Genomic DNA, 19959 nt, shown 5'->3' with positions numbered 1-19959 from the left:
TTTCAGCGGCTTTGAAGAGACGAGTGAACCTCTCTCCCCGAGACACCGTCCTAGAGGGCGCAATGTCGCCGGATGCCCCGAATGGCGCCGGGTTCAAGGTCTCTCGCGGAACTACGGGATGCGATGTCTGTCAGGGAAGATGGGGAAATGTCGGGCGGGGTTCCGATCCGATCAAGCCGGGTGCGGCGGCTGATGCGAGGCCCGCGCCCCGAGTCCGTGCCCGCCCTCGTCGGCAGAGCCTGTGCCCTCGTGGGCCTGCTGGACGTCGCCGCGGGCATCTTCCCGCGGTTCCGGCAGAGCCGTATGCACACCCTCGCCGAGGTGCTGCCCGGCGCGTTCGGCCCGTTCGCGGCCGCCCTCTCGCTCAGCGCCGGCGTCCTGCTGCTCCTGCTCGCCCACGGTCTCAAGCGCGCCAAACGGCGGGCGTGGCGGGCCGCGGTCGTGCTGCTCCCGGCGGGCGCGGTCGCGCAGTTCGTGTACCGCCACTCGCTCGTGGGCGCGCTCATCTCACTGGCGCTGCTGGTGCCGCTGGTGGTCCACCGCGACCAGTTCGCGGCCCTGCCCGACCCGCGCAGCCGCTGGCGCGCGCTCGCCAACTTCGTCCTCATGGGCGCCGGTTCCCTCGTCCTAGGACTGGTCATCGTCAGCGTCCACCCGCGGCGCATGATCGGCGACCCGAGCCTGGCCGATCGCCTGACCCACGTCCTGTACGGCCTCTTCGGCTTCGAGGGCCCGGTCGACTACCAGGGCAACACCTCCTGGACCGTCGCCTTCTCCCTCGGCGCCCTCGGCTGGATCACCGCCGTCACCACGATCTACCTCGCCTTCCGCCCCGAACACCCGGCCGCCCGCCTCACCGAGGAGGACGAGTCACGCCTGCGTGCCCTGCTGGAGAGGCACGGCGGCCGCGACTCCCTCGGCCACTTCGCGCTGCGCCGCGACAAGGCCGTCGTCTTCTCGCCCAGCGGCAAGGCCGCGGTGACCTACCGCGTCGTCTCCGGCGTGATGCTCGCCAGCGGCGACCCCATCGGCGACGTCGAGGCCTGGCCCGGCGCCATCGAACGCTTCATGGACGAGGCCAGGGCCCACTCCTGGACGCCCGCCGTCATGGGCTGCTCGGAGACCGGCGGCGAGGTCTGGACCCGCGAGACCGGCCTCGACGCCCTCGAACTGGGCGACGAGGCGGTGGTGGACGTCGCGGATTTCTCGCTGGCCGGCCGCGCGATGCGCAACGTGCGCCAGATGGTCAAGCGCATCGAGCGCGCCGGTTACGAGACCCGCGTACGTCGTGTCCGTGACCTGGGCGAGGCCGAACTGGAGCGCATCCGGCGCGCCGCGGAGGACTGGCGCGGCACCGACACCGAGCGCGGTTTCTCCATGGCGCTGGGCCGTGTGGGCGACGCCTCGGACGGCGACTGCCTCATCGCCACCGCGCACAAGGCCGACGAGGTGCCCGGGCCGTACGGCGACCTGAAGGCGATCCTGCACTTCGTGCCCTGGGGCACGGACGGCGCCTCCCTGGACCTGATGCGCCGCGACCGCGCGGCCGACCCGGGCATGAACGAACTGCTGATCGTCGCCGCCCTCCAGGCCGCGCCGCGGTTCGGCATCACGCGCGTGTCGCTGAACTTCGCGATGTTCCGCTCCGCGCTGGCCCGTGGCGAGAAGATCGGCGCCGGACCGGTGCTGCGTGCCTGGCGCGGGCTGCTGGTCTTCCTGTCCCGCTGGTTCCAGATCGAGTCGCTCTACAAGTTCAACGCCAAGTTCCAGCCCCGCTGGGAGCCCCGCTTCGTCGTCTACCGGGCCTCCGGCGACCTGCCCCGCATCGGCTTCGCCGCGATGCAGGCCGAGGGCTTCGTCAACCTCGCCCTCCCGCTGCCGCGCTTCCTGCGCCGCCGGGCCAGGCCGGCCCGCGCGTGCGCGCACGGGCTGGCCGAAAGAGACGTACGCGCCGCATAGCCGTACGGCCCTCATGACCGGCCCGGGCGGAAGCCCCGCCCCCTCCCAGCCCTGGGGCTTCCGCCCGGGCCGCCCGGCGTCCCGGCCCCCCACGGGGCCTACGCTGAACGTATGAGCAAGCAGAGCGGACGCGGGCGCGTCGCCGGCCTTCCGGAATGGGACCGCTGCGCGGTCATGGGAGTCGTCAACGTGACGCCCGACTCCTTCTCCGACGGCGGCCGCTGGTTCGACACGACGGCCGCCGTCAAGCACGGCCTCCAGCTCGTCGCCGAGGGCGCCGACCTCGTCGACGTCGGCGGCGAGTCCACCCGGCCCGGCGCCACCCGCGTCGACGAGACCGAGGAACTGCGCCGCGTCATCCCCGTCGTCCGCGGCCTCGCCTCCGAGGGCGTCGTCGTCTCCGTCGACACGATGCGCGCCTCCGTCGCCGCCCGCGCCCTCGCCACCGGCGCCGCCCTCGTCAACGACGTCAGCGGCGGCCTCGCCGACCCGGCGATGATCCCCGCCGTCGCGGACGCCGGCGCCCCCTTCGTCGTCATGCACTGGCGCGGCTTCCTGGAGGGCGGCACGATCAAGGGCGTCTACGACGACGTCGTCACCGAGGTCGTCGACGAACTGCACGCGCGCGTGGAGGCCGTCCTGGCCGGCGGCGTCTCCCCCGACCGGATCGTCGTCGACCCCGGCCTCGGCTTCTCCAAGGACGCCGGCCACGACCTCACCCTGCTCGCCCACCTCGACCGGCTGCGCGCCCTGGGGCACCCGCTGCTCGTCGCCGCATCCCGCAAGAGGTTCCTCGGCCGGGTCCTGGCCGGACCCGAGGGCGCGCCCCCGCCCGCCCGCGAGCGGGACGCCGCCACGGCCGCCGTGTCCGCGCTCGCGGCCCACGCCGGCGCGTGGGCGGTGCGCGTGCACGAGGTGCGCGCCACGGCGGACGCGGTGCGGGTCGCGCGCGCCGTGGAAGGAGCGCGCGCGGAAAGCGCCGCGCCCCGCGCGCACACCGGCTCCGAGGATTCCGGCGCACGCGGCCCGCACGGCGCAGAAGGAGCCCGGTGAGCGCCCCCCACACCGACGTCGAGCAGGTCGAGGCCGCGAACACCGCCTTCTACGAGGCACTGGAGCAGGGTGACTTCGAAGGGGTGTCCTCGCTCTGGCTCACCCCCGCCGACCTGGGGGTCGACGAGGAGTACCACGACCCGGCGGACACCGGCGTGGTCTCCTGCGTCCACCCCGGCTGGCCGGTGCTCACCGGACGCGGCGAGGTGCTGCGCTCCTACGCGCTGATCATGGCGAACACGGACTACATCCAGTTCTTCCTCACCGACGTGCACGTCTCGGTCACCGGTGACACCGCCCTGGTGACCTGCACGGAGAACATCCTCAGCGGCGGCCCCGCCCCCCGGGCCGGAGAGGAGCTCGGACCGCTCGTGGGCCAGCTGGTGGTCGCCACGAACGTGTTCCGCCGCACCCCCGACGGCTGGAAGCTCTGGTCGCACCACGCCTCCCCGGTCCTGGCCGAGAACGACGAGGACGAGACCGCCGAGGACGACGACACCCCCTAGACACCCCCTCCTGGACCAAGAAGTGGTTGGAATCACGAACCCGCGGGTAGGGGCGGCTACCAACCCGTGAGCCACCGGATTCCCCAGGGGAAACACCGGGTGAAAAGTCCGGATCGGGCCGGCGCCACCGCGGCCGCCGCCCGGGCCTGTCGGTGCTCGCAGGTAGATTCGTTCGAGGCCGGCGTGCCGCCCGCACCCGGTACGCACCGGCCGCAACCGACGATTGCAGGAGTGATTCGCGTGGATCGTGTCGCGCTGCGCGGCCTGAAGGCCCGCGGGTACCACGGGGTGTTCCCCGAGGAACGCGCGCAGGGCCAGACCTTCGTCGTGGACCTGGTCCTGGGCCTGGACACCCGGCCCGCCGCCGCCGACGACGACCTGGCGAAGACCGTGCACTACGGCATCGTGGCCGAGGAGGTCGTGGCCGTCGTCGAGGGCGAGCCGGTCGACCTCGTCGAGACGCTCGCCGAGCGCATCGCCCAGGCCTGCCTGAAACACGAGCGGGTACAAGAGGTCGAGGTCGTCGTCCACAAGCCGAACGCGCCGATCACGGTCCCCTTCGACGACGTGACCGTCACCATCACCCGGAGCCGAGTATGACCGCGTCCTTCACCCAGGGCCACAGCGACCCGACCGTTCAGCCGGTGCCCGCCTCCGTGGTGCAGCAGGTGGACGCCGCCGACACGACCCTGCACAACCCCCGACGCGCCGTGCTCTCGCTCGGCTCCAACCTCGGCAACCGCCTGGAGACCCTTCAGGGGGCCATCGACGCCCTGGAGGACACCCCGGGCGTCCGCGTCAAGGCCGTCTCCCCCGTGTACGAGACGGAGCCGTGGGGCGTCGAGCCCGGCTCCCAGCCCGCGTACTTCAACGCCGTCGTCGTCCTCAAGACGACCCTGCCGCCGTCCTCGCTCCTGGAGCGGGCCCACGCGGTCGAGGAGGCCTTCCACCGCGTCCGGGACGAACGCTGGGGCGCGCGCACCCTCGACGTCGACATCGTGGCCTACGCCGACGTCGTCGACGACGACCCGCACCTCACCCTCCCGCACCCGCGCGCCCACGAACGGGCCTTCGTCCTCGCCCCCTGGCACGACGTGGACCCCGAGGCCCAGCTCCCCGGCCGCGGCGCGGTCGCCGACCTCCTCGACACGATCACGCGCGAGGGCGTCGTCCCCCGCAAGGACCTGGAACTCCACCTGCCCGCGTAGTCGTTAAGGTCAGGACGACACCGTCCGCGGGAGACCCGCGGACCCCGGGGGAGCTGAAGGGACACCGTGAGAGAGCTGCGCATCAGGGTGCTGGCCGGCGTGTTCGTCGTGGCCGGCGTCCTGTCCTGGGCGGGCGCCCGCCTCTGGAACTCGATCGGGACCCTGCCCAGCGTCCCGCTGGCCGCCCCCATCGTCCTCGCCCTGATCGCCGTGGTCCTGATGGCCACGGCGCTCTCCCTGCGCGCCCGCCTCAAGGCCCAGCGCGAGCGCCGCCCCGAGGCCAAGGGCGTCGACCCCCTCATGGCGGCCCGCGCGGTCGTCTTCGGCCAGGCCAGCGCCCTGGTCGCCGCCCTCGTCTCCGGCATGTACGGCGGCACGGGCGTCTTCCTTCTGGAGTCGCTCGACATCCCCGCCCGCCGCGATCAGGCCATCTACGCCGGCTTCTCGGTCCTGGCAGGCATCGCGGTCATAGCGGCCGCCCTCTTCCTCGAGCGCGTCTGCAAGCTCCCGGAGGACGAGGACCACAACCACACCGGGGCGGAACCGGCGGCCTAGGCCGCGGGGGCGTCGACGCGCCAGGGCGTCAGCGCGCCAGTATCAGGCTCATCGCCTCGGCGCGCGTCGTGGCGTCCCGCAGCTGGCCCCGCACCGCCGACGTGGTCGTCTTGGCGCCCGGCTTCCGGATCCCGCGCACCGACATGCACATGTGCTCGGCCTCGATGACGACGATCACGCCGCGGGCCTCCAGGATCCGCATGAGGGAGTCGGCGATCTGCGTGGTGAGTCGTTCCTGCACCTGCAGACGACGGGCGAACACCTCGACCAGCCGCGCCAGCTTCGACAGCCCCGTGATCTTGCCGGTGTCGGCCGGGATGTAGCCGACATGCGCCACGCCGTGGAACGGCAGCATGTGGTGCTCGCAGAGAGACACGATCTCGATGTCCTTCACCAGGACCATCTCGTCGTGGCCGAGATCGAACGTCGTCGTCAGCACATCCTCGGGAACCTGTGTATGGCCCGCCAGGAGCTCCCGGTAGGCCCGCGCCACCCGCGCCGGGGTCTCCTTGAGCCCCTCGCGGTCCGGGTCCTCGCCGACCGCGATCAGCAGTTCCCGTACGGCGTTCTCGGCGCGCTTCTCGTCGAACTCGCCGATGGAACCCTCGCCGTCCAGCGTCACGGGGTCGGTCATGTGCTGCCTCGTTCCTAGGTGTCCTACAAGAGCGTAGAAAATCGGTCATACGCGAATGCCGCGCCCTCCAGGCTAGAACCTGGGGGGCGCGGCATCCATTCCGGGCCTGGTGAGGGGCCTGGCAGCCCGATCAGCTCTCGGGACGGTCCTCCGTGGCCGGCTCGGCCACCGGGGTGGTCTCCGCCGCCGTGGACTTGGCCGTGGAGATCGCCGGGGTCGCGCCGTTGGCGCCGTTCGTCAGTGCGAGCTCCTTGGGGGAGAGCACCGGCGGACGGGTCGAGGGCGTGCGGCGGGAGGAGCCGGTCCAGGCCGGCCGCGGGGGACGCTTGACGATGGGGGCGAAGATCTCGGCGATCTCCTCCTTGCCCAGCGTCTCCTTCTCCAGCAGCTGGAGGACCAGGTTGTCGAGCACGTCGCGGTTCTCGACCAGGATCTCCCAGGCCTCGTTGTGCGCGTTCTCGATGAGCTTCTTGACTTCCTCGTCCACCAGTGCGGCGACCTCTTCCGAGTAGTCGCGCTGGTGAGCCATCTCACGGCCGAGGAACGGCTCGGTGTTGTCGCCGCCGAACTTGATCGCGCCCAGACGCTCGGTCATGCCGTACTGGGTCACCATCGCGCGGGCGGTGGCGGTGGCCTTCTCGATGTCGTTCGCCGCGCCCGTGGTCGGGTCGTGGAAGACGAGCTCCTCGGCCGCGCGGCCGCCCAGCATGTAGGCCAGCTGGTCCAGCATCTCGTTGCGCGTGGTCGAGTACTTGTCCTCGTCCGGGAGGACCATCGTGTAGCCCAGGGCACGGCCTCGCGAGAGGATCGTGATCTTGTGGACCGGGTCGGAGTTCGGGGAGGCCGCCGCGACCAGGGCGTGTCCGCCCTCGTGGTACGCGGTGATCTTCTTCTCCTTGTCCGACATGATCCGGGTCCGCTTCTGCGGGCCCGCGACCACGCGGTCGATCGCCTCGTCCAGCATCTGGTTGTCGATCAGCTTCTTGTCCGAGCGGGCCGTCAGCAGCGCGGCCTCGTTCAGCACGTTCGACAGATCGGCGCCCGTGAAGCCGGGGGTGCGGCGGGCGACGGCGGCCAGGTCGACGTCGGGCGCGACCGGCTTGCCCTTCTGGTGGACCTTGAGGATCTCCAGGCGGCCCTGCATGTCCGGGCGGTCGACCGCGATCTGGCGGTCGAAGCGGCCGGGGCGCAGCAGCGCCGGGTCGAGGATGTCGGGCCGGTTCGTCGCGGCGATGAGGATCACGCCGCCCTTGACGTCGAAGCCGTCCATCTCGACGAGCAGCTGGTTCAGGGTCTGCTCGCGCTCGTCGTGACCACCGCCGAGGCCGGCGCCGCGGTGGCGGCCGACCGCGTCGATCTCGTCGACGAAGACGATCGCCGGGGCGTTCGCCTTGGCCTGCTCGAACAGGTCACGGACGCGGGAGGCACCGACACCGACGAACATCTCGACGAAGTCGGAACCGGAGATCGAGTAGAAGGGGACGCCCGCCTCGCCGGCGACGGCGCGCGCGAGCAGGGTCTTGCCGGTGCCGGGAGGCCCGTACAGGAGCACACCCTTGGGGATCTTGGCGCCGACGGCCTGGAACTTCGCCGGCTCCTGCAGGAACTCCTTGATCTCGTGGAGCTCCTCGACGGCCTCGTCCGAACCGGCGACGTCCGAGAACGTCGTCTTCGGGGTGTCCTTGGTGATGAGCTTCGCCTTGGACTTGCCGAAGTTCATGACGCGGGAGCCGCCGCCCTGCATCTGGTTCATCAGGAACAGGAACACGACCACGATGAGGACGAAGGGGAGCAGGGACAGCAGGATCCCGACGAAGGCGTTCTGCTTCGTCGGAGAGACCGTGTAGCCGTCCGGAATCTGCTTGTCCTGGTACTTGGTCTGCAGCGTGTTGGCGATGGTCACGCCCTGGTCGCCGATGTAGCTCGCCTGGATCTTCGAGCTGCCCTTGACCTTCACGCCGTCCTTGAGCGTGACCTTGATGGTCTGCTCGTCACCGGTGGTGAGCTTGGCCGACTCGACCTTGTTGTCGTTGATCGCTGCCACGACCTGGCCGGTGTCCACCGTCTTGTAGCCGCCGGACGAGCCGACGACCTGCATCAACACGACCACGGCAAGGACGGCCAGCACGATCCACATGACCGGCCCACGGAAGTATCGCTTCACGTCCATCCATACGGAGCGGTGCCGCCCCGTCCCTCCTGCCATAGTGAGTTTGATAAGACAGTTCTTCTGACGGTACCCCAGCTTTGTCACGCGAAGCCGCACAGTCCGGCTGGCACACCCGTCTGCATGCTCCAACGGCGCGAGGGCCGCCGGGGTTCCCGATCGTCCTGCGAGCTTGGGCCCCTCGGGGCTCAGCCGCCGTAGACGTGGGGCGCGAGCGTACCGACGAACGGGAGGTTGCGGTACTTCTCGGCGTAGTCGAGGCCGTAGCCCACGACGAACTCGTTGGGGATGTCGAAGCCGACCCACTCGACGTCGATGGCGACCTTGGCGGCCTCGGGCTTGCGCAGCAGCGTGCACACCTTGAGCGAGGCGGGCTCGCGGGAGCCGAGGTTCGAGATCAGCCAGGACAGGGTCAGGCCGGAGTCGATGATGTCCTCGACGATCAGGACGTGCTTGCCCTTGATGTCGGTGTCGAGGTCCTTGAGGATCCGCACCACACCGGAGGACTGGGTGCCCGCGCCGTACGACGACACGGCCATCCAGTCCATGGTGACGGGGGTGGACAGCGCCCGGGCGAGGTCGGCCATGACCATCACCGCGCCCTTGAGGACACCGACGATCAGCAGGTCCTTGCCCGCGTACTCCGCGTCGATCTTCGCGGCCAGGTCGGCCAGCTTCGCGTCGATCTCTTCCTTGGTGATGAGTACCTGCTTGAGGTCGGCACCCATGTCTTTCGCGTCCACCCGCATCACTTTCGGTCGTCACACCGGCCGGCCCGGAACCCTCCGTGCGGAGGGTCGGGATTCAGCCTTGCCGAATCACCAGTCTGCCACCCTGCCGCTGGGCGACGACTTTGCCGGGGAGATTGATGGCCCCCTGGCCGCGCCAGCCGGTGATCAGCCGGTCGACCTCCTCGATGTGCCGGGCGAAGAGGGAACCGGCCGGGGCGCCCGCCTCGATGGCGGCGCGGCGCAGGATGCGGCGGCGGACGGCGGGCGGCAGGGCGTAGAGCTTGGCGCACTCCAGGAGGCCCGCGGCGTCCCGTACGGAGGCCTCGGCGCGGCGGGCCCAGGCGTCGAGGGCGTCGGCGTCGTCGCGGGAGAGCTGGGCCGTCCGGGCGAGTGCCTCGACGACGCCCTTGCCGAGGGCCTTCTCCAGGGCGGGCAGGCCTTCGTGGCGCAGCCGGGAGCGGGTGTACGCCGGGTCGGCGTTGTGCGGGTCGTCCCAGACGGGCAGCGACTGGACCATGCAGGCCTTGCGGGCGGTCTGCCGGTCGAGTTCGAGGAAGGGGCGGCGGTAACGGCCGCCGGCCCCCGAGACCGCGGCCATTCCGGACAGGGAGCGGATGCCGGAGCCGCGGGCGAGGCCGAGCAGGACGGTCTCGGCCTGGTCGTCACGGGTGTGGCCGAGGAGGACCGCGGCGGCGCCGTGGTCCTCGGCGGCGGCGTCGAGGGCGGCGTAGCGGGCGTCGCGGGCGGCGGCCTCGGGGCCTCCCTCGCGGCCGACGGTCACCGCGGTGGACTCGACGGGGTCGAGGCCGAGTTCGCGCAGGCGCAGGACGACTTCCCGGGCGCGCAGGTCGGAGCCGGGCTGCAGGCCGTGGTCGACGGTGACCGCCCCGGCGCGCACGCCGAGCCGGGGGGCCTCGAAGGCGAGGGCGGAGGCGAGCGCCATGGAGTCGGCGCCGCCGGAGCACGCCACGAGGACGAGCGGCGCGGGCGGGCGCTCGTGCGCCCCCGGGTCGGGGGCCTGGTGATCATTGAGGATGTCGTGCAGGACGCGGCGGACCGCCAGGCGTATCGCCGCGACCGCAGGATGGGGACCCATGTCCGGTTCCCTTCATGATGTTTTCGGGGGGTGAACCCGAGGCCGGTCACTCAGAGTGTGTAGATGGTGACAGAACCGGGGCGTTCACCGAGCATCGCACGCCTGCCGCGGGCGCACGGTCCCTCGGACGGGTGATTGAAGGGGCGTTCGTCTGCCGTAGGCCGGAATTGGTGCACGAGGTTCCGCAAGGGGTCACGACTCGGCCTTGCGGTGCACCCGCGCGACCCAGTCCGCCGGTGCGGCGATCTCGGCCTTGGTCGGAAGGGTGTTCGGGGAGGTCCAGACGCGGTTGAAGCCGTCCATGCCGACCTGCTCGACGACGGACCGCACGAAGCGCTCGCCCTCCTTGTACTGCCGGAGCTTGGCGTCCAGGCCGAGCAGTTTGCGCAGGGCGACGTCCAGCCGGGAGGCGCCCTTGGCGCGGCGCTGCTGGAACTTCTCGCGGATCTCCGAGACGGTCGGCACGACGTCCGGGCCGACCCCGTCCATGACGAAGTCGGCGTGGCCCTCCAGGAGGGACATCACGGCGGTGAGACGACCGAGGATCTCCCGCTGCGCGGGGGTCTGCACGAGTTCGACGAGGGAGTGGCCGCCGTCGTCCTCCTCGCCCTCGGGGCGGCCGCCGGCGAGGGACTGGGCGGCTTCCCTGATCCGCTCCAGGAAGGTCATGGGGTCGACGTCGGTCTCCCCCAGGAACGACTGGATTTCGCCCTCCAGGTGGTCGCGCAGCCAGGCCACCGACGAGAACTGGGTGCGGTGCGTCTCCTCGTGCAGGCAGACCCACAGGCGGAAGTCGTGCGGGTCGACGTCGAGTTCGCGTTCGACGTGGACGATGTTGGGGGCGACGAGCAGCAGCCGGCCGCCGTTCTTGCCGCCGGCGGGGAGGTCGCGGGTGGCCGGGGCGAAGGTCTCGTACTGGCCGAGGACGCGGGAGGCCAGGAACGACAGCAGCATGCCCAGTTCGACGCCGGTGACCTTGCCGCCGACCGCGCCGAGGACCGCGCCGCCGGTGCTGTTGCCGCGGCGCTCCTGCATCTTGTCGAGGAGGGGTTTGAGGATCTCCCGGAACCCGGCGACGTTCGCCCGGACCCAGCCGGGGCGGTCGACGACGAGGATCGGCGTGTCGTGTAGGTCGTCGGTGCCCATCCGGGTGAAGCCGCGGACGTGCCCCTCCGAGGCCTTGGCGTGCCGGCGCAGTTCCGCGACGACGGTCCGGGCCTCGTCACGGCTCACCTCGGGGCCCGGCCGCACGAGCCGGGTCGCGGTCGCCACCGCGAGATTCCAGTCGACCATCCCAGCAGATGCAGCACCACCGATGCTCGTCATGTGTCAACCGTACGTGGTCGCCGCCGGTTGGGGCAGGCCGCGAGGGGTCGATCGGGGAGGACTCGGGGGCGCGTCAGGGACGGGTCGGGGTCGGGACCGGGGGCGGACCAGGACTTTCGGTCACGGCGGGACTGCTCACCGGCAACCGCACCCGGCCAGGGCCGTGGCGGTCCTGTCCAGTGCCGTCTGGGCCGCCGTCGGGTCGGTGGTGCCGGAGGTCAGCAGGGCGAAGGCGAGCAGCCGGCCGTCCCGGTCGACGACCGTGCCCGCGAGGGTGTTCACGCCGGTCAGGGTGCCCGTCTTGGCCCGTACGACGCCGGCCGCGCCGTCGGCGTACCGGGTGCTGAGGGTGCCGGTGAAGCCGGCGACGGGCAGACCGGTGAGGACGGGGCGCAGCCCGGGCCGGTCCGGGTCGCCCGCCTCGACCAGCAGGGCGGTCAGCAGGTTCGCGGTGAGGCGGTCCTCCCGGTCGAGCCCGCTGCCGTCCTTGAAGACGGTGCCCGCGAGGGGCAGTCCGAGCTTCTTCAGCTGGGCCCGGACGGCCTTGCCGCCCCCGGCGAAGTCGGCGCGGACGCCGGTCGCGACGGCGGTCTGGCGGGCGAGGGCCTCGGCGATGTCGTTGTCGCTGTTGGTGAGCATGCGTTCGATCAGCGCGGACAGCGGGGGCGAGGAGACCGTGGCGAGCGTCGCCGCGCGCGCGGTCGCCTTCGAGGGGCCGGGGGCCGTGGTCGTGATGCCGTCGGCCTTCAGGAACCCGGCGAACTTCCGGGTGGCGTCGGCCGCCGGGTCGCTCACCCGGGTCACCGGGCCGCTCGTCGAGCCGTCGGTGCGGCCCTCGTCGGCGCTCAGGGCGGTGACGGGGGCGAGGTTGGGGTTGACCCCGATGGGGTGAATCGCGGAGCCGGCGAAGAGGGTGGTGTCGTAGGAGAGGGTCACGTCGGTCACGCCGCGCTTCTTGAGCGCCTTGGCCGTCGAGGCGGCGAGGGTGCGCAGGCTCGCCCAGCCCTCGGCGTCCGCGCGGGCGGTGAGGGTGGGGTCGCCGCCGCCGACGAGGACGAGCTCCTTGGTGTCGGGTTCCAGGGCGGCGCGGGTGGTGAGGCGGTGGTCGGCGCCCATCGCGGAGAGCGCGGCGACGGCGGTGGCGATCTTCGTGGTGGAGGCCGGGGTCAGCGCCTCGTCGGCCCCGGCGCCGTACAGGCGCTTGCCGCTGGCCACGTCGACGACCGCGGCGGTGTGGCGGGCGCCCAGGGCGGGATCGGCCAGCAGCCGGTCCAGGACGGCCGCGACGCCGGTGCTGGTCGGCAGGGCGTCCGGGGCGGACCCGCCGGTGCCGGCGGCGCCTGCGAGGCCGGTGAGGACGGAGGCGGCGCTGGGGGCGGGCCGGGGCGCTCCGGCGGCCGTGTCGGACGTACGGGACGAATCGTCCGTACGGCCGTGATCTGTGCCACCCGCGCGTTCCAGGGCGGCGGCGCGGTCGCGCTCGGCCGTACGCTGACCGGTGGAGTCCCAGGGGCCGGCGGCCGTCACCACGCCCGCGGCCAGCGCCAGTCCGGCGGTCGCCGCACCCGCGGTGTACTGCCAGGACCTGGCGTTCGGACCGGCTTTCGTGATCCGCTCGAGGTGCGGCCCGGCCGCCTGCCTGAGCCGTGCGACCTGCGGCCCGGCGGCCGCCGCCGCACGCGCGAGAGAGGGCCGTACGATTCCTGCGGCCCGTGCCAGACGCGGTCGTACGGCGTCCGTGATCCGCACCACATGCGGTCTCGCGGCTCGCCAAGGCCTCAGCTCTGGCACGACCACCAGCCCCTTTCGCGATCACACACCTGCGTGAGGGACACTTAACCACCAGAACTATGTGCTGATCATGGAGGAGCCACCGGTGGAGTTCGACGTCACGATCGAGATCCCGAAGGGTTCGCGGAACAAGTACGAGGTGGACCACGAGACCGGTCGGATCCGCCTGGACCGTCGACTCTTCACCTCGACCGCCTACCCGACCGACTACGGCTTCGTCGAGAACACCCTCGGCGAGGACGGCGACCCGCTGGACGCGCTGGTCATCCTGGACGAGCCGACCTTCCCCGGCTGCCTGATCCGCTGCCGCGCGATCGGCATGTTCCGCATGACCGACGAGGCCGGCGGCGACGACAAGCTGCTGTGCGTCCCGTCGACGGACCCGCGCGTGGAGCACCTGCGCGACATCCACCACGTGTCGGAGTTCGACCGTCTGGAGATCCAGCACTTCTTCGAGGTCTACAAGGACCTGGAGCCCGGCAAGTCCGTCGAGGGCGCCGACTGGGTGGGCCGTACCGAGGCGGAGGCCGAGATCGAGCGGTCGTACAAGCGCTTCAAGGACCAGGGCGGTCACTGACCTTCCGCAGTCCCGGAAAGGGCCGCACGCACGCGCGTGCGGCCCTTTCGTGTGTCTGTGCGCATACTGAGGCCTACGGAAGGTGTCGTTCAGGGAGCGTTTCGCAGTGACGGAGGCGGAGGACCGCAAGCCGCAGTCGGACGAGGCGAGGGGGTCCTACGACCCCGAGGTGACCTCCGAGTTCGCCGTTCCGCGGGGGCTGTCGGTCCCCAGAGCGGGCGGTGAGCCCGAGACGACGTCGGAGTTCGCCGTGCCGAAGGGGCTGGACGTGGCGCCCGCTCCGGAGGCCGAGGGGTCGGCGTTCAGCCCGCCGAGCACGTACAGCGCCCGCAGCGCCCCTGCCGCGTTCACTCCGGTCGACGGCATACCCGTGGTCAGTCTGGCCAAGGACGTGCCCTGGCAGGACCGGATGCGCACGATGCTGCGGATGCCGGTGGCCGAGCGTCCCGCGCCCGAGCCGGGACCGAAGGCGGAGGAGGGCGGTCCGGCCGTCCCCCGCGTGCTCGACCTGACGCTGCGCATCGGCGAGCTGCTGCTGGCGGGCGGCGAGGGCGCGGAGGACGTGGAGGCCGCGATGTTCGCGGTGTGCCGCTCGTACGGGCTGGACCGCTGCGAGCCGAACGTCACCTTCACGCTGCTGTCGATCTCCTACCAGCCGTCGCTGGTGGAGGACCCGGTGACGGCGTCCCGGACGGTTCGCCGCCGGGGCACCGACTACACCCGCCTGGCGGCCGTCTTCCGGCTCGTGGACGACCTGAGCGACCCGGAGACCCACATCTCCCTGGAGGAGGCCTACCGGCGGCTCGCGGAGATCCGCCGCAACCGGCATCCCTACCCGACCTGGGTGCTGACCTCGGCGAGCGGACTGCTGGCGGGCGCCGCCTCGGTCCTCGTCGGCGGTGACGCGGTGGTGTTCGTGGCGGCCATGCTCGGGGCGATGCTCGGTGACCGGCTGGCCTGGCTGTGCGCGGGGCGCGGGCTGCCGGAGTTCTACCAGTTCCTGGTCGCCGCGATGCCGTCGGCCGCGATGGGCATCGCGCTGACGCTGGGGCACGTCGACGTGAAGGCGTCCGCGGTCATCACCGGTGGGCTGTTCGCGCTGCTGCCCGGGCGGGCGCTGGTGGCGGGCGTCCAGGACGGACTCACCGGTTTCTACATCACCGCCGCCGCGCGGCTCCTGGAGGTCATGTACCTCTTCGTGGGCATCGTGGTGGGCGTGCTGGTGATGCTCTACGTCGGTGTCCAGCTCGGCGCCCATCTCAACCCCGACGCGGCCCTGGGCAGCGTCGACCGGCCGCTGTGGCAGATCGGCGCGTCGATGCTGCTGTCGCTGACGTTCGCCGTGCTGTTGCAGCAGGAACGGTCGACCGTGCTGGCCGTCACCCTGAACGGGGGCGTGGCCTGGTCGGTGTACGGCGCCATGCACTACGCCGGCGGGATCTCGCCCGTGGCCTCCACGGCCGTCGCGGCGGGGCTGGTGGGGCTGTTCGGGCAGTTGCTGTCGCGGTACCGGTTCGCCTCGGCCCTGCCGTACACCACCGCGGCGATCGGACCCCTGCTGCCCGGTTCGGCCACGTACTTCGGGCTGCTGGCGATCGCTCAGAACGAGGTGGATCAGGGGCTCGACTCGCTGACCAAGGCCGCGGCACTGGCGATGGCCATCGCCATCGGGGTGAACCTGGGGTCCGAGGTGTCGCGGCTGGGCCTGCGGATCGGCTCCGCCGAGAAGCGGCGTGCCGCCAAGCGGACGCGGGGATTCTGACGCCGGGCGGCCGCCCCGCGGGACGCTCTAGTACCCCTGGTTCCGGTTGTCGTACGGGGACTGCTGCTGGGGGTACTGCTGCGGGGGGTACTGCTGCTGGCCGCCGTAGTAGTCGTTGCCGTAGGACTGCGGCTGCGGCTGCGGCTGCGCGTAGTACTCGTTCTGCCGGGGCTGCTGGTCGTCGATGCGGCGCAGCTGGGTCGTGGCGTCGTCCATGACCGGGTACTGCTGCTGGGGCGGCTGCTGGTGCTGCTGCTGCGCCGGGGCCGCGGCGGCCTGCCGGGGGTTCTTCTTGGACTGGGAGCGGGCCCTGAGGAACTCGATGACGATCGGGATCACCGAGACGAGGACGATCAGGATGAGGATCGCCTCGATGTTCTTCTTGACGAAGTCGATGTTGCCGAGCCAGGAGCCCAGCAGGGTCACGCCCGCGCCCCACAGGACGCCGCCGATGACGTTGAAGACCAGGAACGAGCGGTACCGCATGCCGCTGACGCCGGCGATGATCGGCGTGAAGGTGCGCACGATGGGCACGAAGCGGGCCAGGACCAGGGACTTCGGGCCGTACTTCTCGAAGAACTCGTGGGCCTTGGTGACGTTCTCCTGCTTGAAGAGGCGGGAGTCCGGGCGGCTGAAGAGGGACGGGCCCACCTTCTTGCCGAACATGTAACCCGCCTGGTCGCCGAGGATCGCGGCGACGCAGATCAGGGCGACCGCGGCCCACAGCGGGAAGTCCAGCTGGTTCGAGGTGATCAGCAGGCCGGCGGTGAACAGCAGGGAGTCACCGGGCAGGAAGAACCCGATGAGCAGGCCGGACTCCGCGAAGACGATGAGCAGCAGGCCCCAGATGCCGAACGTGTCGAGCAGGTAGTTGGGGTCCAGCCAGCTCGGTCCGAGGGCAAGAGTCGTCACGGTTCCGGGCTCCTGAGGGGTGAAGGCGGTCGGTGCGGCGAAGAAGACCGCCCCAAGCTATCAACGCGGTGCCGCGGGACCAGGTTCCCAAGGCTTCCCCCAGGATGCACTGTGCCCCTCCTCGGTCAAAGCTGTGCACATGGGCATCGATGATTTCGGTGGTGGCCAGGGGCCCCAGCCGGACGTACTGGTCGTCACCACGAACGACGCTCCCGGATACCGGGTGCAGCAGGTCATCGGCGAGGTCTTCGGGCTGACCGTGCGCTCACGGCATCTGGGCAGCCAGATCGGCGCGGGTCTGAAGTCGATGATCGGCGGAGAGCTCAAGGGGCTGACGAAGACACTGGTGGAGACCCGCAACCAGGCCATGGAACGGCTCGTCGAGCAGGCACGCGCGCGGGGCGCGAACGGCGTACTGATGTTCCGCTTCGACGTGACGGAGGCGGCGGACGTGGGCACCGAGGTGTGCGCGTACGGCACCGCGGTGGTCCTGGCCCGGGAGTGACCCCGGGCCGGACCGTGCGTCAGCCCCGGCGGTCCGCGTTCGCCAGGATGGCCTCCCTGAGGTGCTCGGCGAGGCCGGGCCGCATGGAGTCGTAGAACGCCTTGAAGCGCTCGTCGGAGACGTACATCTCCCCCAGGCAGCGGTGCATCTCGTAGGGGCACTCGTAGAACCACCTGCTGATGTGCCGCCGGTGCTCCTCCGCCAGGTCCATGGCCGCCTCCCCGGCCGGCGGCTCGCCGGCGGCCACCAGGGCGGCGTACCGCTCGCCCCAGGCGTCGGCCTCGGCCTGGAGGCGTTTCCAGTCGTCCTTGGTGTAGCGGGCGGCGCGGCGCTGCGATTCGGCGTACTGCTCGGTGCCGCCCCAGCGGGCCTCCGCCTCCTCCGCGTACTGCTCGGGGTCCTTGTCACCGAAGACCTCGAACCTCTCCTCGGGCGTGAGATCGATGCCCATCGTGCGTGCCTCCATCGCGTGTTCCACGGCCGCGGCCATCTTCTGCAGCTTCTCGATCCGGGCGGTCAGCAGTTCGTGCTGGCGGCGCAGGTGCTCGCGCGGGTCCGCCGCGGGGTCGTCGAGCAGGGCGGCGACCTCGTCGAGCGGGAAGCCGAGCTCGCGGTAGAACAGGATCTGCTGCAGCCGGTCGAGGTCGGCGTCCTCGTAGCGCCGGTGGCCCGCGTGGCTGCGGCCGCCGGGGACGAGCAGGCCGATCTCGTCGTAGTGGTGCAGGGTGCGCACCGTGACCCCGGCGAACGCGGCGACCTGTCCTACGGAGTAGCTCACCTTCTCCGCTCCTTCCGGTAAGGGTCCGTACGCCTTCCACGGTGCGTCCTCACGCCGCGTGAGGTGCAAGCCCGTACCCGGGCCCGCGCCACGGGCCCCCGCACCGGCCCGGACCACGACCCCTGCCACGGGCCCCGCGGCGAGCCCTGTGCCAGGCACTCGCCCGTCCGGATGTCGTGTCCGTTTTGCCCGCTTATGGTGAGCCCGTGGCACAGGACACCGCACGGCAGCCGCCGAGGCCGACAGGCGCGTACGGCCGGAACTCGGGTCCGCCGACACTCGTTCGATCCTGCAGGAGGCACACCCATGGCGTTGCACAGAGGTCCCGAGAAGCCCGACGAGCGCCCGCTCTCCCTGAATCCCTTCTACGGTGAGGCCAATCCGGTCGGCGGTATGACCGAGGCGCCGCCCAAGCACCGCCTGCCCGACACCCCGATGTCACCGTCGACGGCGTATCAGCTGGTGCACGACGAGCTGATGCTGGACGGCAACGCACGGCTGAACCTGGCCACCTTCGTCACCACCTGGATGGAGCCGCAGGCCGGGGTGCTGATGGCGGAGTGCCGCGACAAGAACATGATCGACAAGGACGAGTACCCGCGCACCGCCGAGCTGGAGCGGCGCTGCGTGGCGATGCTCGCCGACCTGTGGAACGCGCCGGATCCGTCCGCGGCCGTCGGCTGTTCGACGACCGGCTCCAGCGAGGCGTGCATGCTGGCCGGGATGGCGCTCAAGCGCCGCTGGAGCAAGCGGAATCCGGCTGCGGGGGCGCGCCCGAACCTGGTCATGGGCGTCAACGTCCAGGTGTGCTGGGAGAAGTTCTGCAACTTCTGGGAGGTGGAGGCCCGCCTGGTCCCGATGGAGGGCGAGCGCTACCACCTGGACCCGCAGGCCGCCGCCGACCTGTGCGACGAGAACACCATCGGGGTCGTCGGCATCCTCGGCTCCACCTTCGACGGATCCTACGAGCCGATCGCGGACCTCTGCGCCGCCCTGGACGCGCTCCAGGAGCGCACCGGCCTCGACGTCCCGGTGCACGTCGACGGCGCGTCCGGCGCGATGATCGCGCCCTTCCTCGACGAGGACCTGGTGTGGGACTTCCGCCTCCCGCGCGTGGCGTCGATCAACACCTCCGGGCACAAGTACGGCCTGGTCTACCCCGGCGTCGGCTGGGCGCTGTGGCGCGACAAGGAGGCGCTGCCCGAGGAGCTGGTCTTCCGGGTCAACTACCTCGGCGGCGACATGCCGACCTTCGCGCTGAACTTCTCCCGGCCCGGCGCCCAGGTCGTCGCCCAGTACTACACGCTGGTGCGGCTGGGCCGCGAGGGCTACCGGGCCGTCCAGCAGACCACCCGGGACGTGGCCCGGGGCATCGCCGACCGGGTGGAGACCCTCGGCGACTTCCGGCTGCTCACCCGGGGCGACCAGCTGCCCGTCTTCGCCTTCACGACGGCACCGGACGTGACGTCGTACGACGTCTTCGACGTCTCGCGGCGGATGCGGGAGAGCGGCTGGCTGCTGCCCGCGTACACCTTCCCGCCGAACCGGGAGGACCTCTCCGTCCTCAGGGTGGTGTGCCGCAACGGCTTCTCGGAGGACCTCGCGGACCTGTTCGTGGAGGACCTCACCCGGCTGCTGCCGGAGCTGCGCCAGCAGCAGGGACCGCTGAACCGGAACAAGTCGGCCGCGACCAGCTTCCACCACTAGGGGGTGTTGCGGAGAGGCCCGCCGGGGCCGCGCGGGGACGGTCTCAGCGGTCGTCCCCCGGGTGCCGCTCCCCCGTCGCGTACGGGTTCTCCTCGCCCTCCGCCAGGACGCCGACGAACGGCTCGCCCTCCCCCGCGAAGGTGTACGCGCCGCCCTCGACGCGTGCGATCAGCCCCCGGGTCCACTCCGCCTCCGCGTCGGCCGTGTGGACCCACAGGTTCATGATCTCGCCGATGTGGCCCAGCTGCTCCGGGCCGCCCTCGGGGACGTAGTGCCCGGTGACGGTGGAGCGCCACTCCTCGATGCGCCGGATCCGTTCCTTCAGCAGGGTCACGGCCTCGGCCCGGGGCAGGTCGACCATGAATCCGATGGCCGCCGACTTCACGTCCGTGCGCTGGTCGTAGGAGGTCAGCGCCTCGCGCAGCAGGCGGAAGTACTCCCCGGTGCCCGCCTCGGTGATCTCGTACTCGGTGCGCGGCGGGCCCCCGGCGGTGGAGGGGGCCGTCTCGTGCTCGTGCAGCATCCCCTGCTTCGTCAGCTGCCTCAGGGCGTGGTAGATCGACCCCGGCTTGGCGTTGGACCACTCGTGGGCGCCCCAGTACTCGAGGTCGCCGCGGACCTGGTAGCCGTGGGCCCGCCCGTGCTGGCGCACCGCGCCGAGCACGAGCAGACGGATCGCTGACATGGGCCCA

The 19959-nt window shown here is 71.4% G+C and carries 19 protein-coding genes; 10 read left to right on the top strand and 9 right to left on the bottom strand.

Annotated elements, in window-relative coordinates; translation table 11 throughout:
* The first annotated feature begins 147 nt into the window (after positions 1 to 147).
* The 6 genes from ACFY2L_RS22400 to ACFY2L_RS22375 all read left to right on the top strand — a co-directional run bounded on the left by ACFY2L_RS22400 (position 148) and on the right by ACFY2L_RS22375 (position 5281).
* Positions 148 to 1959 carry a phosphatidylglycerol lysyltransferase domain-containing protein gene (locus ACFY2L_RS22400; RefSeq protein ID WP_390823162.1) on the top strand — a complete coding sequence of 604 codons (1812 nt, stop codon included), beginning with the start codon at positions 148 to 150 and terminating at the stop codon, positions 1957 to 1959.
* A gap of 111 nt (positions 1960 to 2070) precedes the next feature.
* Complete coding sequence (folP, locus tag ACFY2L_RS22395; protein ID WP_390823161.1) at positions 2071 to 3012, top strand: dihydropteroate synthase; 942 nt, start codon at positions 2071 to 2073, stop codon at positions 3010 to 3012.
* Complete coding sequence (locus tag ACFY2L_RS22390; protein ID WP_390659416.1) at positions 3009 to 3518, top strand: nuclear transport factor 2 family protein; 510 nt, start codon at positions 3009 to 3011, stop codon at positions 3516 to 3518. The genes folP and ACFY2L_RS22390 overlap by 4 nt, the downstream gene beginning before the upstream one ends.
* 240 nt (positions 3519 to 3758) lie before the next feature.
* Complete coding sequence (gene folB / locus ACFY2L_RS22385) at positions 3759 to 4118, top strand: dihydroneopterin aldolase (RefSeq protein ID WP_390659415.1); 360 nt, start codon at positions 3759 to 3761, stop codon at positions 4116 to 4118.
* Positions 4115 to 4726, top strand: coding sequence for a 2-amino-4-hydroxy-6-hydroxymethyldihydropteridine diphosphokinase (gene folK / locus ACFY2L_RS22380; RefSeq protein WP_390659414.1), 612 nt, complete (start codon positions 4115 to 4117; stop codon positions 4724 to 4726). The genes folB and folK overlap by 4 nt, the downstream gene beginning before the upstream one ends.
* A 66-nt stretch (positions 4727 to 4792) precedes the next feature.
* Positions 4793 to 5281 (top strand): DUF3180 domain-containing protein, encoded by a 489-nt coding sequence (locus tag ACFY2L_RS22375; RefSeq protein WP_390823160.1) that lies wholly within the window; start codon positions 4793 to 4795, stop codon positions 5279 to 5281.
* A 28-nt stretch (positions 5282 to 5309) separates the two neighbouring features.
* Here ACFY2L_RS22375 and folE read toward each other — a convergent pair whose 3' ends face one another.
* The 6 genes from folE to dacB all read right to left on the bottom strand — a co-directional run bounded on the left by folE (position 5310) and on the right by dacB (position 12987).
* Positions 5310 to 5915 (bottom strand): GTP cyclohydrolase I FolE, encoded by a 606-nt coding sequence (folE, locus tag ACFY2L_RS22370; RefSeq protein WP_390659412.1) that lies wholly within the window; start codon positions 5913 to 5915, stop codon positions 5310 to 5312.
* Between the two features lie 130 nt (positions 5916 to 6045).
* Positions 6046 to 8085: an ATP-dependent zinc metalloprotease FtsH gene (ftsH, locus tag ACFY2L_RS22365; RefSeq protein WP_390659507.1), complete on the bottom strand. Its 2040-nt coding sequence runs from the start codon at positions 8083 to 8085 to the stop codon at positions 6046 to 6048.
* Positions 8086 to 8270: 185 nt separating this feature from the next.
* Entirely contained in the window at positions 8271 to 8831 is a 561-nt protein-coding gene (hpt, locus tag ACFY2L_RS22360) for a hypoxanthine phosphoribosyltransferase (RefSeq protein ID WP_390659411.1), read from the bottom strand.
* Between the two features lie 55 nt (positions 8832 to 8886).
* The gene (gene tilS, locus ACFY2L_RS22355) at positions 8887 to 9909 is read right to left on the bottom strand and encodes a tRNA lysidine(34) synthetase TilS (RefSeq protein ID WP_390659410.1); all 1023 of its coding nucleotides are present in this window, start codon (positions 9907 to 9909) and stop codon (positions 8887 to 8889) included.
* A gap of 192 nt (positions 9910 to 10101) precedes the next feature.
* On the bottom strand, positions 10102 to 11235 hold the full coding sequence (locus ACFY2L_RS22350) for a zinc-dependent metalloprotease (RefSeq protein WP_390659409.1): 1134 nt from the start codon (positions 11233 to 11235) through the stop codon (positions 10102 to 10104).
* 135 nt (positions 11236 to 11370) lie between these two features.
* The gene (gene dacB / locus ACFY2L_RS22345) at positions 11371 to 12987 is read right to left on the bottom strand and encodes a D-alanyl-D-alanine carboxypeptidase/D-alanyl-D-alanine-endopeptidase (RefSeq protein WP_390823208.1); all 1617 of its coding nucleotides are present in this window, start codon (positions 12985 to 12987) and stop codon (positions 11371 to 11373) included.
* 124 nt (positions 12988 to 13111) lie between these two features.
* Between dacB and ACFY2L_RS22340 the strand changes: the two genes are divergently transcribed.
* Positions 13112 to 13603, top strand: a complete 492-nt coding sequence (locus ACFY2L_RS22340) for an inorganic diphosphatase (protein WP_003975424.1) — start codon at positions 13112 to 13114, stop codon at positions 13601 to 13603.
* A gap of 106 nt (positions 13604 to 13709) precedes the next feature.
* A complete protein-coding gene (locus tag ACFY2L_RS22335) occupies positions 13710 to 15365 on the top strand; it encodes a threonine/serine exporter ThrE family protein (RefSeq protein ID WP_390659408.1) in 1656 nt (551 codons plus the stop codon).
* 27 nt (positions 15366 to 15392) lie between these two features.
* On the opposite strand, the gene ACFY2L_RS22330 is transcribed toward ACFY2L_RS22335, so the two are convergent.
* On the bottom strand, positions 15393 to 16277 hold the full coding sequence (locus ACFY2L_RS22330) for a DedA family protein (RefSeq protein ID WP_390823159.1): 885 nt from the start codon (positions 16275 to 16277) through the stop codon (positions 15393 to 15395).
* A 139-nt stretch (positions 16278 to 16416) separates the two neighbouring features.
* On the opposite strand from ACFY2L_RS22330, the gene ACFY2L_RS22325 reads away from it, so the two are divergent.
* Positions 16417 to 16782 (top strand): YbjQ family protein, encoded by a 366-nt coding sequence (locus tag ACFY2L_RS22325; protein ID WP_390659406.1) that lies wholly within the window; start codon positions 16417 to 16419, stop codon positions 16780 to 16782.
* Between the two features lie 19 nt (positions 16783 to 16801).
* On the opposite strand, the gene ACFY2L_RS22320 is transcribed toward ACFY2L_RS22325, so the two are convergent.
* Positions 16802 to 17560 carry a MerR family transcriptional regulator gene (locus tag ACFY2L_RS22320; protein ID WP_390823158.1) on the bottom strand — a complete coding sequence of 253 codons (759 nt, stop codon included), beginning with the start codon at positions 17558 to 17560 and terminating at the stop codon, positions 16802 to 16804.
* 306 nt (positions 17561 to 17866) lie between these two features.
* Here ACFY2L_RS22320 and ACFY2L_RS22315 point away from each other — a divergent pair, with 306 nt between their 5' ends.
* Positions 17867 to 19267, top strand: a complete 1401-nt coding sequence (locus ACFY2L_RS22315; RefSeq protein WP_390823157.1) for a glutamate decarboxylase — start codon at positions 17867 to 17869, stop codon at positions 19265 to 19267.
* A gap of 43 nt (positions 19268 to 19310) precedes the next feature.
* Here ACFY2L_RS22315 and ACFY2L_RS22310 read toward each other — a convergent pair whose 3' ends face one another.
* Positions 19311 to 19952 carry a PadR family transcriptional regulator gene (locus ACFY2L_RS22310; RefSeq protein WP_390823156.1) on the bottom strand — a complete coding sequence of 214 codons (642 nt, stop codon included), beginning with the start codon at positions 19950 to 19952 and terminating at the stop codon, positions 19311 to 19313.
* Between the last annotated feature and the right edge of the window lie 7 nt (positions 19953 to 19959).

Origin of the sequence: Streptomyces sp. NPDC001381, from assembly GCF_042895685.1 — a bacterium.
Taxonomy (GTDB): Bacteria; Actinomycetota; Actinomycetes; order Streptomycetales; family Streptomycetaceae; genus Streptomyces.
The sequence above is the reverse complement of the archived record's forward strand: the minus strand, read 5'-3'. Positions and strand labels throughout refer to the sequence as shown.

Excerpts from the sequence above, each read along its gene's own strand:
- hpt (WP_390659411.1), bottom strand. The coding sequence starts at position 8,831 with ATGCGGGTGGACGCGAAAGACATGGGTGCCGACCTCAAGCAGGTACTC.
- ACFY2L_RS22400 (WP_390823162.1), top strand. The coding sequence starts at position 148 with ATGTCGGGCGGGGTTCCGATCCGATCAAGCCGGGTGCGGCGGCTGATG.
- ACFY2L_RS22325 (WP_390659406.1), top strand. The coding sequence starts at position 16,417 with ATGGGCATCGATGATTTCGGTGGTGGCCAGGGGCCCCAGCCGGACGTA.
- ACFY2L_RS22350 (WP_390659409.1), bottom strand. The coding sequence starts at position 11,235 with ATGACGAGCATCGGTGGTGCTGCATCTGCTGGGATGGTCGACTGGAAT.
- ftsH (WP_390659507.1), bottom strand. The coding sequence starts at position 8,085 with ATGGACGTGAAGCGATACTTCCGTGGGCCGGTCATGTGGATCGTGCTG.
- folP (WP_390823161.1), top strand. The coding sequence starts at position 2,071 with ATGAGCAAGCAGAGCGGACGCGGGCGCGTCGCCGGCCTTCCGGAATGG.
- folE (WP_390659412.1), bottom strand. The coding sequence starts at position 5,915 with ATGACCGACCCCGTGACGCTGGACGGCGAGGGTTCCATCGGCGAGTTC.
- ACFY2L_RS22315 (WP_390823157.1), top strand. The coding sequence starts at position 17,867 with ATGGCGTTGCACAGAGGTCCCGAGAAGCCCGACGAGCGCCCGCTCTCC.
- folK (WP_390659414.1), top strand. The coding sequence starts at position 4,115 with ATGACCGCGTCCTTCACCCAGGGCCACAGCGACCCGACCGTTCAGCCG.
- ACFY2L_RS22310 (WP_390823156.1), bottom strand. The coding sequence starts at position 19,952 with ATGTCAGCGATCCGTCTGCTCGTGCTCGGCGCGGTGCGCCAGCACGGG.
- tilS (WP_390659410.1), bottom strand. The coding sequence starts at position 9,909 with ATGGGTCCCCATCCTGCGGTCGCGGCGATACGCCTGGCGGTCCGCCGC.